This window comes from Vibrio xiamenensis (assembly GCF_900100015.1).
In the GTDB taxonomy this organism is placed as follows: Bacteria; Pseudomonadota; Gammaproteobacteria; order Enterobacterales; family Vibrionaceae; genus Vibrio; species Vibrio xiamenensis.
On sequence record NZ_FNDD01000008.1, the window covers coordinates 84,051 to 97,253 of the forward strand.

Annotated in this window: 10 protein-coding genes; 4 read left to right on the forward strand and 6 right to left on the reverse strand. The window is 48.0% G+C overall.

The features are described from left to right. Positions 1–155 precede the first annotated feature (155 nt). Positions 156–1,922: a SulP family inorganic anion transporter gene (locus tag BLS03_RS08580; RefSeq protein WP_093272275.1), complete on the forward strand. Its 1,767-nt coding sequence runs from the start codon at positions 156–158 to the stop codon at positions 1,920–1,922. Between the two features lie 91 nt (positions 1,923–2,013). On the opposite strand, the gene BLS03_RS08585 is transcribed toward BLS03_RS08580, so the two are convergent. From BLS03_RS08585 to BLS03_RS08600, 4 genes are all read right to left on the reverse strand, one after another. Then, on the reverse strand, positions 2,014–2,841 hold the full coding sequence (locus tag BLS03_RS08585; protein WP_093272278.1) for a DUF2797 domain-containing protein: 828 nt from the start codon (positions 2,839–2,841) through the stop codon (positions 2,014–2,016). 172 nt (positions 2,842–3,013) lie between these two features. Further along, entirely contained in the window at positions 3,014–3,820 is an 807-nt protein-coding gene (locus tag BLS03_RS08590) for a SanA/YdcF family protein (protein WP_093272280.1), read from the reverse strand. Continuing rightward, positions 3,793–4,116: a DUF3392 domain-containing protein gene (locus tag BLS03_RS08595; RefSeq protein ID WP_093272284.1), complete on the reverse strand. Its 324-nt coding sequence runs from the start codon at positions 4,114–4,116 to the stop codon at positions 3,793–3,795. Before BLS03_RS08595 ends, BLS03_RS08590 begins: the two co-directional genes overlap by 28 nt. Before the next feature lie 58 nt (positions 4,117–4,174). Continuing rightward, the gene (locus BLS03_RS08600; RefSeq protein ID WP_093272287.1) at positions 4,175–5,863 is read right to left on the reverse strand and encodes an NAD-dependent malic enzyme; all 1,689 of its coding nucleotides are present in this window, start codon (positions 5,861–5,863) and stop codon (positions 4,175–4,177) included. Positions 5,864–6,009: 146 nt separating this feature from the next. Here BLS03_RS08600 and BLS03_RS08605 point away from each other — a divergent pair, with 146 nt between their 5' ends. The 3 genes from BLS03_RS08605 to BLS03_RS08615 all read left to right on the forward strand — a co-directional run bounded on the left by BLS03_RS08605 (position 6,010) and on the right by BLS03_RS08615 (position 9,673). After that, positions 6,010–8,364 carry a helicase-related protein gene (locus BLS03_RS08605; RefSeq protein WP_093272512.1) on the forward strand — a complete coding sequence of 785 codons (2,355 nt, stop codon included), beginning with the start codon at positions 6,010–6,012 and terminating at the stop codon, positions 8,362–8,364. A 202-nt stretch (positions 8,365–8,566) separates the two neighbouring features. Beyond that, positions 8,567–8,944: a transporter gene (locus tag BLS03_RS08610; protein WP_093272290.1), complete on the forward strand. Its 378-nt coding sequence runs from the start codon at positions 8,567–8,569 to the stop codon at positions 8,942–8,944. A gap of 108 nt (positions 8,945–9,052) precedes the next feature. Then, positions 9,053–9,673 carry an outer membrane beta-barrel protein gene (locus BLS03_RS08615; protein ID WP_093272292.1) on the forward strand — a complete coding sequence of 207 codons (621 nt, stop codon included), beginning with the start codon at positions 9,053–9,055 and terminating at the stop codon, positions 9,671–9,673. A gap of 96 nt (positions 9,674–9,769) precedes the next feature. On the opposite strand, the gene BLS03_RS08620 is transcribed toward BLS03_RS08615, so the two are convergent. Both BLS03_RS08620 and asnS read right to left on the reverse strand, forming a co-directional pair. Continuing rightward, the gene (locus BLS03_RS08620; protein ID WP_093272295.1) at positions 9,770–10,960 is read right to left on the reverse strand and encodes an amino acid aminotransferase; all 1,191 of its coding nucleotides are present in this window, start codon (positions 10,958–10,960) and stop codon (positions 9,770–9,772) included. A gap of 486 nt (positions 10,961–11,446) precedes the next feature. Then, entirely contained in the window at positions 11,447–12,847 is a 1,401-nt protein-coding gene (gene asnS, locus BLS03_RS08625) for an asparagine--tRNA ligase (protein ID WP_093272298.1), read from the reverse strand. Positions 12,848–13,203 lie beyond the last annotated feature (356 nt).

The window sequence follows — 13,203 nt, forward strand, 5'->3', positions numbered from 1 at the left end:
GTCTCATTCCAAACGATGACTTTACGCCGCGTGTGAGTGAAAGTGTTTTATAGTTAAAGCGTAAGGTTATTCATTTTAAATCAGCCAATTAGAATTTAGTTCTCTGCGCTTTGGATTGGCTGCGTGTTGCGGTTTCGTTATTTAAGGATCTTGGTTTGAAATCCATTGCCGTGCAGTCCTGGCTTCCGGGGCTTTATCAATTAAAACATTATCAACGTGAGTGGCTGCTCGACGATGCCCGCGCGGCCTTGTCTGTGGTGGCAGTGGCGCTGCCTGTCGCTATCGCTTATGCGCAGTTGACTGGTGTATCTGCGATTGTTGGTTTGTATTCCTGCGTGCTGCCAATGATGATTTATGCGCTGTTCGGTACATCGAAGCAACTGATTGTGGGGCCAGATGCGGCAACTTGCGCGGTGATTGCGGCGGTCGTGTCGCCACTGGCTGCCGGCGACCCTGCCAAGCATTGGCAGTTGGTGATGACTATGACCGCCATGACGGGAGGATGGTGCCTGCTGGCGAGCCGTTTTAAACTCGGTGTGTTTGCCGATTTCCTCTCCAGACCCATATTATTGGGGCTATTAAACGGTGTGGCATTGACCATAATCGTTGGCCAATTTGCCAAAGTGTTTGGTCTCAAATTTGAAAATCGCGATTTGCTCGAACGTTTATATGAAGCGCCTGGGCTATTGCTGGATTTGCATTGGCAAACGGTGCTGATAAGTTTGGTCACAGCGCTGAGCTATTTTGCCATCAAACGCTATCGTCCGGCGCTGCCTGCGGCGATGATCGCCATTATTCTTGCCGCAGCGTTAGTATGGGGGTTTAACCTTGAGAGCTATGGCGTCAAGGTTGTCGGTGTGATTCAAGGCGGTTTGCCCGCGTTTCAGACTCCAGTGTTTAATCTGGGAGATATGCGTGAGCTGGTAATGCCAGCGCTAAACTTAGCCGTCGTGAGCTTTGTCAGTATGATGCTTACGGCAAGAAGCTTTGCGGCAAAAAATGGTTATGACATTGATGCTGACAAAGAGTTTCGTGCGCTGGGTGTTGCCAATTTAGCGTCGGCATTTTCGCAAGGCTTTGCAATCAGTGGCGCTGACTCGCGTACCGCAGTTAATGATGCTAATGGCGGAAAATCACAACTGGTGTCGATTCTTGCGGCATTGATCATCGCTTTGGTGGCGGTATTTATCTATTCACCGCTGCAGTACATACCGATAGCTGCATTGGGTGTGGTGCTGATTGTGGCGTCGATTTCGCTGCTGGATCTGAAAGGCATTTGGACGCTAAGAAAGCGTGATAAAGATGCGTTCTATCTGGCTTCGATTACCTTGATTGCGGTGTTGGTGATCGGTGTCATTCCGGGCATTACGCTGGCGGTATTACTGGGACTTTTTCAATTTTTACGAGTGGTGATGCGACCAAGCGATCAAGTGCTGGGATTGGATAACAAAGGGACGATTCGCAGCATTGATGACTCTGGCAAGGCCAAACCGATTCCCGGGTTGTTGATTTATCGCTTCAATTCGCCGTTAACCTATTTCAATGCGCCGTATTTTAAACGTCGTCTACTTGATAACGCCGAAATCAAAGAGCAGCATATCGACTGTATTATCATCGATGCCGTGGCGAGCTTTACCCACCTTGATTTGAGCGTAATGGCCACGCTTGCCGACGTACAAACCATGCTTAAAAAACGGGGTATTCGCTTGATCTTGGCCGGTCGTAAACGCAGTTTACGCAAATGGTGCGAGGCAGGCGGTGTCGCGGTTGGTGATGGTGGTGTGGTGCTGCGCGCCGATTTATATCTGGCGATTAAACTCAGCGGCGTCTACCAACAAGCGGTGGAAGAAGGGCAAGTGCCGGAAGTCCAAAAGCAGCCTGATGATCAGCAGGCGATTAACGTTACTCCAGAAGTGGTCTAACTTGGTTCTTCATCACAGAAAAGCCCTCGCGATGCGAGGGCTTAGTGTTTGTCGCCGTTATTGATAACCGGGCCATGGGCCGCACTGGGCTTTATTCGCCGCTGACTTCCACTTCATAAGAGGTGAATTTACGTACGTTAATCACACCGGTATCAAAGATCAGGTATTGGCCTTTAATGCCTTGTAACGTGCCGGTCACAACTGGGTTCTTATCAAAGTTGTGCGAAGTAATTTTTACTGGATGCTGCTCAACAGGATAATCGATGGCGGTGATCTCACTGCCTAACACTTCAACGGCATCATCGCCAAACCGCGCTTTCAGCTCGCTAATGGTGTCTTCGACTAAAGGCAATAACTGAGCGAACTGCGCTTCAAGGGCTAACGGTTCGCCATCGCCTTTCAGTAGAGTACGCCAGTTGGTTTTATCGGCGATGTGTTTAGCAAGTTCTACTTCCAGTAATCCGGAAATGTAACGGGTTTTGACTTTGAAAATCGGCATGCCTTGCGTCGCGCCTTGGTCAATCCAGCGCGTTGGAATTTGAGTGTGGCGAGTAATGCCGACTTTGAGGCTTGACGTGTTGGACAGATACACGTAGTGATCGACCATGCAATTTTCTTGCCCCCACTGTGGTTCACGACAAGTGCCTTGATCATAGTGACAGGTTTCCGGTTTCATGATGCACATGTCGCAACTGGCGAGCTTTTTCATGCACACAAAACAGTGGCCTTGCGAATAGCTTTTCTTGGTTTTTTTACCACACGAACTGCAGTAGATGTTGCCTGTGTGGGTTAAGGTCAGTGATTTGCCGATAAACGGATTCAGGTCTAACAGTTCTTCGCCAACCGGTAGGCGATATTGAACGGTGCCCTCAAGGGACGCTTGCATTTTGCTAAGCGTTCCCGCTGCAAGTAAAGACATGACATTGCTCTCTATAATTTGCCCGCTTAAGCAGGTCGATAATTTGTCAGTCAGTGTAGCAAAATCTCGATGCTCAAACAGTACTCCAAGGTTTGGTTGATGGAGAAATCGGCATCTCGCGCGGTGATATCTTCAAGGCTGTGACAGTTCGAGCAAATTAGCGGACAAAAAGTCAGAAGGGTTTGACAGCCGATGCGGCGCTGGGTGGTAAGTCTGCTTCTTCAAGCGACATGTCGGTCATGGATGCGGCTTCGCTTTCGGCTTCTTCAAGGCTAGGAATGGGCTCTTTAGGGCCGAGAAAACGTGGTTGAGTATTGATGATGTACAAGTCCAAGAATGCTTTAGTGCGGGCGAACACTTCACGTAGGCGCACTGGTAGACTGGAGTGATCGGGGCCGGGGCCCGGCACGGCTAAACAGCGGGCATTAATGTTGTAGTAGTTGGCGATGTAGAGTGCGCGTTCGCAGTGAAATTTTTGTGAGATGATCAGAAAGTCGTCGGTGTCGAAAATCGCTTTGGCTCGTACCACAGAATCTAACGTTCGAAAGCCTGCATAATCGAGGAAAATACGCGAATCGGGGATATCTGCACGTAGCAAATCGCGTTTCATCGTCCACGGTTCATTGTACGAACGGTGCGCATTATCGCCGCTCAGCAAGAAGCGGTTAATTTTGCCTTGTTGGTACAATTCAATCGCCGCATTAATGCGATGAATATAGTAATCGTTGAGGGTACGTCCTAAATATTTACTCGTCCCCAGCACTACAGCGACATCGAAGTGAGGAATCTCGTCGACATCAAAGTACAGCTGGTCCTGAGTTTGATAGGTGACCCATCGGTCAATCAAGCCCACACAAAACAGGCAGATTGCCAGCGCTATCATCGCGCCTTTGATTATCTTAACTGGCCAAACAAAGGAGCATTGTTTCATTTGATAAATGAGGCTTTGCACTATATATGACGGTTTCTTTGTGCCCATGTCCCAATGAAAATAAAACTAATAATAACAACGACAAACATCATACCGGGCTCAAGTTGATGTAATGTCCGAGTGAGGTAAGGTGTTACCTTGACAATGATTAAGCCGTATCCAAAAGCGTTAATCAAGACAAAAACCGCAGTACGGACAATGAACATTTGGTTACGCAGCAGTCGTCTCATTAGTGCGTTTATCTCACCGCCGCCCATCACTAGAAGGCAAGTGATTAAGGACATTGAGATTTCACTTAAGTAGGGCAGTAAAAATTGGCCAGCTGGTGCTAAAAAACTAAGCATAGAAATTCTTTTTTGATTTAAAAATAATAAAGCCCCGCTCGCGGGGCTTTAACCGTGATTAGAACGCGGTACGTTTGTAACGGCGATACACAGGTTGCCAGAAGTGTTGTTCAATGGCGATTTCCAGCGCTTCGTCTGAAACAGCAGGTGCAACGCCTTGCTCGATGGCTTTTTTACCTACCGCGATGGCGATTTTCTTCGACACCGAATGGATCTCTTCTAGAGGCGGAAGCAATGCGCCTTTGCCATGAATCGCCAGTGGTGAACAGGTTGCCAGCGCACGGCTCGATTCCATCAACATTTCATCGGTAACACGTTTTGCGCCAACTGCTAATACACCAAGGCCAATGCCCGGGAAAATATAACTGTTGTTACACTGTGCAATTGGGTAAGTTTTACCTTCATGAACCACAGGATCAAATGGGCTGCCTGTTGCAACCAGCGCGGCGCCGTTGGTCCAGCGAATAATGTCGTTTGGCGTGGCCTCAACGCGGCTGGTTGGGTTTGACAGCGGAAAGATGATTGGACGTTCGCAATGTTTGTGCATCTCTTCAATCACTTCTTGGCTAAATAGACCCGGAGCGCCAGAGACACCAATCAAAACGTTTGGTTTGGCGTGGCGCATTACATCAAGTAATGAGAAACCCGTGCCTTCACTTTGCCACTCTTGGGTATCAGCGGATTTTTGCACCAAACGCTGTTGGAAATCGAGCAGATTAGGCATGCCTTCTTGCAACAAGCCCCAGCGATCGACCATGTAAACTTGAGAGCGCGCTTGCTGATCTGAAATCCCTTCTGAAACCATTTGCGCGATGATCGCTTCGGCAATCCCGCAACCTGCAGAACCAGCACCTAAGAAAGTAATGCGTTGGTCGGAAAGTTTACTGCCTGCGGCTTTACATGCGGCGAGCAATGAACCAACCGTAATCGCTGCAGTGCCTTGAATGTCATCGTTAAAACAGCAAATGCGGTTTTTGTAACGCTCAAGCAGTGGCATCGCGTTCTTTTGCGCGAAGTCTTCAAATTGGACTAACGCTTCAGGCCAGCGGCGCTGAACGGCTTGAATGAACTCTTCAACAAACGCATCGTATTCTGCGCCAGTAATGCGCGGATGACGCCATCCCATATACATAGGGTCGGCCAAACGCTGCGGATTATTCGTACCCACATCCAAAACGATAGGCAGGGTATACGCTGGGCTGATGCCGCCACAAGCGGTGTACAGAGACAGCTTACCGATTGGAATCCCCATACCGCCAATGCCTTGGTCGCCAAGACCAAGAATACGTTCACCATCGGTGACCACGATCACTTTGACGTTATGGTTCGCCGCGTTGTTAAGAATATCGTCGATACGATCGCGATTAGAATAAGAGACAAACAGCCCACGACCACGACGATAAATGTTAGAGAAATTCTCACACGCTGCGCCGACGGTTGGCGTGTAGATGATCGGCATCATTTCAGTGATGTGGTTTTGCACCAAACGGTAGAACAAGGTTTCATTCGTGTCTTGAATATTGCGCAGATAGATATGTTTATCCATATCGCTTTCAAAGTTGCAATATTGCATATACGCACGTTCAACTTGCTCTTGAATGGTTTCCGTTGCTTCTGGAAGCAAGCCTTCCAGGTTAAACGAAATACGTTCTTCAGCAGAAAACGCAGCACCTTTGTTGAGCAAAGGCGTGCCGACCAGCGCGGGGCCTGCATAAGAGATGTATAAAGGGCGTTTGTCGTTATTCATAATTTGCCTTTTGAAGGGTCGAAAGCTCGTCAAAATGATAGGTATTAGTGACTGTATTGTAAACGAATTAATCGGTTTTTATAAAGCGTACCTTGGCAAAATTTCAGGTACAATTGACTAAAAATCACGATTCATCCGCTTTTGTTATGACTTCACTGCCCATCGACACGCTACGCGCCGATTTTCTTCGCCAAATCGAACATCACCATCTTATCGTCGAAGCCGAGACTGGCTCGGGAAAGTCGACACGCTTACCCCTGTGGATGGCGAGCAAAGGCCGTGTGCTGGTGGTAGAACCAAGGCGCATCGCTTGTACTTCGCTTGCCGAATATCTGGCTCAGCAAAGCGACAAGCCGCTTGGCGATGAAATTGGTTATGCGATTAAGTTAGATAATTGCTATCGCGATGAGACCCAAGTGGTGTTTGTGACGCCCGGCGTAGCGCTGCGCTGGTTAGCCGAAGATGGCTTAGCCCAATTTGATTTGGTGATGGTGGATGAGTTTCATGAGCGCCGCTGGGATACCGACTTATTAGTGGCTCTGCTGCGAGTTAGGCAAAGCCATCGCTTGGTCGTGACATCCGCCACCATTGAAGGCGATAAGTTGGCGAATTATCTTGATGCCAAACGCTTGTATGCCAGTGGTCGCCGTTTTGACGTGCATCTTGAACATGACTGCCTCGACTCAAGGCAATTGCCTGATAACCGTAATCTCGAACAAAAAGTCAAACGCCAAGTACAGCGTCTACTCGATAGTGCAACCGGCGATATCTTAGTCTTTTTGCCGGGAAGAAAAGAGATTCAAGCCTGCGCGCAAACCCTAGCGGGTCTTGAAGATGTGCTGATTGCGCCGCTGCATGCCTCGGTTAGCGAAGCGCAAAAGCAACTCGCACTCAACCCGCAACGCCAACGCAAAGTTGTGCTTGCCACCAATGTGGCGGAAACCTCGTTAACCATTCCTAATATTGTTGCGGTGATCGATTCTGGTCTTGAGCGCCGCAACGAACAGCGCAATGGAAAAACCGCCTTGGCATTGAAACACATATCTAAAGCCAGTGCGCGGCAACGATTGGGGAGAGCAGGCCGAGTAATGGCAGGGACATGCGTGCGCTTATATGGCGAGCATGCGGCGTTGGCTGAGGTGACGCCGCCGCAGATGCATCGTGAGTCATTAACCGAACCTATGTTGGCGGCGGCGTGTTGCCAAACACCACTTGAGCGTTTGGCGTTTCTTGAACCGCTGCCGGAAAAATCGCTGTTATCCGCGCAAAGTATTTTACGTTCAATGGGCGCGATTGATGAGCAAGGGGTGGCACTTGAACACGGCAAAAAACTGTACCCATTGCCAATTGATGCGCTTTACGCCGATTTAGTCACTCGTATGCCAAGCAAAGCGCTACAAGAAGCGATGATCGATTTAACCGCAGCACTTGCCGTTCCTGGAAGGCTGTTTTCTTTGCCTCGGCAGGTGGAAGCGCTTGAGCAACTTGAACGTGAAGAGCCGCTTGGATGCGATGGTGAACTTTTAATCGGCCTGCTGCGCAGTCGCGTATTTTCGGGTGTTGATTGCGACCTTGACGCGCTGCAAGAGGCGAGGGCATTGGCCGAACAAATGCGTGAAGTGTTTGAGCTGCCGCAGCTCAGTGTTGCTTCACGCTACAAGCACAGCGACTTAGTCGAAGCGATTGCTCGCTTGCATTCTGAGTTGGTATTCGTGCGCCGCGAGAAACGCCGTGAATCTATGGCAAACGGAAAAATGGAAGTGACGATTGGCCGTGACAGCCGATTTAAAGCCAGTGACGAAGCGGCGATTGTGCTTGATACTCACAGTGTGCCAGCGCGCGGGGTAAAAAATACTCTTAATCTTGCCACTGTCATTTTACCTATTCCGCTCGCCAAGGTCGCTCAGCTTGAGCTTGGCGAGTGGCAATCAGCAGAGCCTAATGATAATGAACAACTCAGTGAACAAGGCTTGATGGTGACGCTGCAGCACATCTACGCAGGGCGTGTCATCGCGACCTGTCAGCAACCAGCCGAAGGGGCGCATGCGCTTAATGCCATAATTACCGCCGTCAAACAGCAGCAGATTTGGCCCGGCTTCGCCAAGCTGCGAGAAACGCAAATTAAGCATTATCAGCTGTATACCGAGCTGGGCTATTCACTGGATGAGGTAACTGATTGCGATTTTTCTTCTTGGTTTGGCGCCCAGCTCGAGCAACTGGGGGTGACGACATTGGAAGAACTGGCGCTGTTTGAACCGCAGGAACTCGCTTTTGCTGGTATTCCTGAGTGGGAATATGCGGATTTCGCCGAGGCTTATCCGTTTGAATTGCAACTTTCTGATATCAAATTGCAGGTCGAATATTTTGCGCGTCGCAAGCTGGTTCAGGTGATTTATCGCAGTGGTCAGCGCAAAGGGGACCCAAAACGCTGGGAGCTGCCGAGTTGGAGTGGTTGGCGAATTCAATACAAAAAAGCCAGCCGGGTGGTAGATGTTCGCTGAATAACTTTGTTCGCCAAATTATTAAGCAATAAAGCGCATAAATTAACCATCTTGTTCTAACTCTGTTATCAATTCGGTTTTTTAATGCCTTTTATGTCAATTTCAAGGGTATAAAAGATGATTGTTTTATATCCTATTGATATATAAAAAAGAGTCGTCAATATTGAAGTTACGATCTCTCATCGAGTGCAAAGAAGGCGATATGGAAACGATAACTTCATCGAGTGTCTTGTTTGATTACACCTCATTTTTAGCGGCGTCTTGCAAGAAAAAGTGGACGTTTATGGAGGCATTAAACTCGGTCGCGCCGATTTTTAGCGTTGCGTGGAACGAATCGATTAAACCGACACAAACCGCAGAAGAGCGCTTGTGGCAAGAAGCGATGCAGGCGCTTTCACCCAGTCATAGCGACGAAGCAAATCTGGTGGCCTTGGTATCGATTGCCAAGCAGCAGGGCATCGATGAACTGCGTTTGGTGATGCCATATTCCCTTGAGCCAGAACAGCTTGATACATTGCGTCGTCAGAGCCGCTCGACACAAGTAGACGATGACGGTGAGCACCTGATTATTCAGCTTTGACCCATTCACCTCCTACCTGGTAATTCGCGCCTTTATCGCAGCGATAAGAAGCACTTCTGAACTATCCTTGGATTCAGAACTTGCTTGTAGCTGCGATTGAGGTTGTTCATGAAACGTATCTTCTCTTCTTCCATGGTGCTGATGATGGGCACTATGGCTTTTCATTGTCAGGCGTTTGAGCCGCTCAGTTATGATTATGTTTACGGCGACCTCGCCTCGGGTACGAAAGACGAATCCCTTGGGCGTAACAGCGATATTATGGATTTGAAGGTCGGGGGCTATTATAAGCTTGATGATACCTGGCTGCTTACCGGTGATTATTCAGCGCGTTTTATTCACCTAGACAACACCACCGCGCAAAATTATGTGTTGCTTCCCGGTATTGGCGCTCATTTTATGTTGAGTTCGCGCCTTGATATGTTGGTTGATGGTAAAGTCGGTGGCATTCGCTATGTACTGACGGATGATGATACTGATGACGATATATCGACCAGTACCAAGTTAATGTATGGAGCGGGAGTGAGGTTTCGCTATGCGCTAACTGATAATTGGCAACTGGGCGCTGGGTTGAATTTGCATCGTAGTGATGTGGTGGATGAAGATATCATGGATGTCAGAGTCGATTATCGCTTTAACGACCTCTTTGGACTTGGTGGTTTTTATACTCATAGCGAATACGATCATCACACCTCAAACTCAGGCGGCATTTCAGCGCGGGTTTACTACTAAGCGCGGCTTTACCAATAATAGTCGCCGACAGTTCCTGAGCGACGAATACAAAAAAAGCCAGCATTCATGCTGGCTTTTCTATGTGCGCTTTCGCTATTAAAGAACGGCTGCGATCGCTTTACAAAGTGGGTTCATGTTGTCGCGCGTCATACCCGCAACACTGATACGGCCAGAGCCAACGATGTAAATACCGAACTCTTCTTTCAGTTTCGCTACTTGGTCTTTATTCAGACCAGAGAACGAGAACATGCCATTTTGACGCTCGATAAAGCTAAAGTCGGCGCTTACGCCCTCGGCTTTTAACGTCTCAACAAATAGCTCACGCATCGCTTGAATACGATCGCGCATCTCTTTCACTTCCAGTTCCCATTCTGCGCGAAGCGCTGGGTTTGAAAGGATATAAGTGACCACTGAGCTACCGTGTGCTGGCGGGTTAGAGTAGATAGAACGAATGATCGCTTTTACTTGTGAGAACGCTGTGGTGGCAACGTCTTCTGATGCTGCGACCAAAGTGAATGCGCCGACACGCTCATTGTACAAACCGAAGTTTTTCGAGAATGAGCTCGCAACTAGAATTTCTTGATTGTATTGAGCGAAAATGCGCAGACCCGCTGCATCTTCTTCAACGCCTTTCGCAAAACCTTGGTATGCAAAGTCAAATAGAGGAATCAGACCTTTGTCTGCAACCAATTTGGCTAACGTTTCCCACTCTTGCTCTGTTGGATCGATACCGGTTGGGTTATGGCAGCAGCCGTGCAGCAAGACGATGTCACCAGCGTTTGCTTGCTCAAGGTCAGCAACCATAGCGGCGAAGTCTTTGTCATGAGTTTCTGGGTTGTAGTAAGTGTATTGCGCAGTTTCAATGCCAGCTGCTTTAAATACGCCATTGTGGTTGGCCCAAGTTGGGTTACTGATCCAGATTTTTACTTCGCCAAGATGACGTTTGATGAATTCACCCGCCACGCGCAGTGCGCCAGTACCACCAGGTGCTTGAGCTGTTTTTGCACGTTTTTCAGCAACAATCGACGAATCCTCACCGAAAAGCAGTTTTTGTACAGCTAAAGCGTACTCAGCAGTGCCTTCAATAGTGAGATAAGATTTGGTTTTCTCCGTTTCAACCAGCGCCGCTTCCGCCTTTTTAACCGTAGCGAGAACAGGGGTTTGGCCTTGCTCATTTTTATAAATACCAACGCCTAAGTTGATTTTCTCTGCGCGAGGGTCTTTTTTGAACTCTTCAGTCAGTCCAAGGATAGGGTCTGCGGGTGCTGCTACAACTTTTTCAAACATAATCGTCGTCCATGTAAGTCGAAAGGAGAATTAAAATTTACGCCTCTATTTATACCGTTATGATTGCGGTGTTACAACCGGATTTCTAAGCTAATTATAAAAAATAATTGCTTTGAGTCAGTGCGATTCAAAACCTCATTATTTATGAGCGACAAATAGCGACGTAATCGATTGTTTTGTGATAGTTAGCTTCAATAGTTTAATGCTTAAGGCGTTGATAAAATTATGGTTATTTTTGATTTCTGGGCTTAGATGGCAAAATCGATGGTATCGCGGAAGTAACATCATTGGTGTTAGGCGCGCATGAGTTTTACCCTCAGAGGGTTGCAACCGATGGAAGAGGTATTATGAATCAAAGAGTTGAGAGACTTGTACTAACCAACTCGCTTAATGTGGGCGACTTGAGGCAAGTCATCGGTGATAAAAAAGCCCTCATAATTGAGGGCTTTTGGCGTTAAGTCATAATTTCTGCTTTGCAGCAGAAAATTAGAAGTTTGCGCTGCGCGGTGTGCGAGGGAATGGAATCACGTCACGTACGTTACCCATACCTGTTACGTAAGAGACCAAACGCTCAAAACCCAGACCAAAGCCTGAATGTGGCACGGTGCCGTAACGACGTAGGTCGCGATACCAGCTCATGTGCTCAGGATCGATTCCCACTTCACGCATACGTGCATCTAGAATGTCTAGACGCTCTTCACGTTGAGAACCACCGATGATTTCACCGATGCCCGGCGCTAGAACGTCCATAGCAGCAACGGTTTTGCCATCGTCGTTAGCACGCATGTAGAATGCTTTGATGTCTTTTGGATAGTTCTTCACGATAACTGGCGCTTTGAAGTGCTGTTCCGCTAGGTAACGCTCGTGCTCAGAAGACATATCGATACCCCATTCAACTGGGAACTCGAACTCACGGCCTGAATCCAGCAGGATTTGGATCGCGTCAGTGTAGTCGACTTGTGCAAAATCAGAACAAACGAATTGCTCTAGACGAGTGATCGCTTCTTTGTCGATGCGTTGAGCGAAGAACTCAAGGTCATCGCGACACTCTTCAAGTACGGCTTTGAACACGTACTTCAACATGTCTTCAGCAAGTTTCGCTACGTCGTCTAATTCTGCAAACGCCACTTCAGGCTCAACCATCCAGAACTCCGCTAAGTGGCGGCTGGTGTTTGAGTTTTCAGCGCGGAACGTTGGACCGAAGGTGTAAACTTTGCTTAGTGCACAAGCGTACGCTTCGCCGTTGAGCTGACCCGATACGGTTAAGAAAGTTTCTTTACCGAAGAAGTCTTCGTTGTAGTCAACTTTACCCGCGTCTGTGCGAGGCAGGTTTTCCATGTCTAGGGTAGAAACGCGGAACATTTCACCCGCACCTTCTGCGTCAGATGCAGTGATAAGTGGCGCAGATACCCAGAAGTAACCTTGTTCGTGGTAGAAACGGTGAATTGCTTGAGATAGGCAGTTACGTACACGAGCAACGGCGCCAATCACGTTTGTACGTGGGCGAAGGTGCGCCACTTCACGTAAATATTCAATCGAGTGACGAGTTTTTGCCATTGGGTAAGTATCGGCATCTTCAACCCAGCCAACTACTTTGACATTGGTTGCTGCTAGCTCAAAATCTTGACCTTTCGCCGGAGATTCTACGACAGTACCTGTTACTTCAACAGAGCAACCTGTTGTTAGCTTGAGGACTTCTTCGTCGTAATTATTCAAATTATTTGGGACCACGGCCTGAATCGGGTCGAAACAAGAGCCGTCGTAGATGGCAAGGAAAGAGATTCCAGCTTTGGAATCACGACGCGAACGAACCCAGCCGCGAACAGTCACTTCACTGTCGGCTGCTAGCTTACCGCTCAGAACGTCTTTTACAGGCGCGTAAGTCATTGAGATATATTCTCCGTTGAAGTAAAAATTGCACTCAATGTGAAATCAGAATGTTAGCGACCAAAACTGGCAAAACATTGAGGTACATAAATGTGTTATAAGCAACGCCACATATTACCTGTCAATTTGTTCGCTTCAACCTTTAATCACACTTTCATACGCAATTTTATTTGGATTGATGCAAATTTTTGAGCCTTAGGGAAGGGCAGCCCATCGAATCTAGTAAAAGTGCATATAAACTAGCGAATCCATAAATTAGCAGTAAACACACTCAGTTAAGATTGTGGCGGATTTGTCTTTATGGATTTGGCGGTGTTTTAACCGCAGGTGGGCAATAAAATTTAAGCTCGAATACT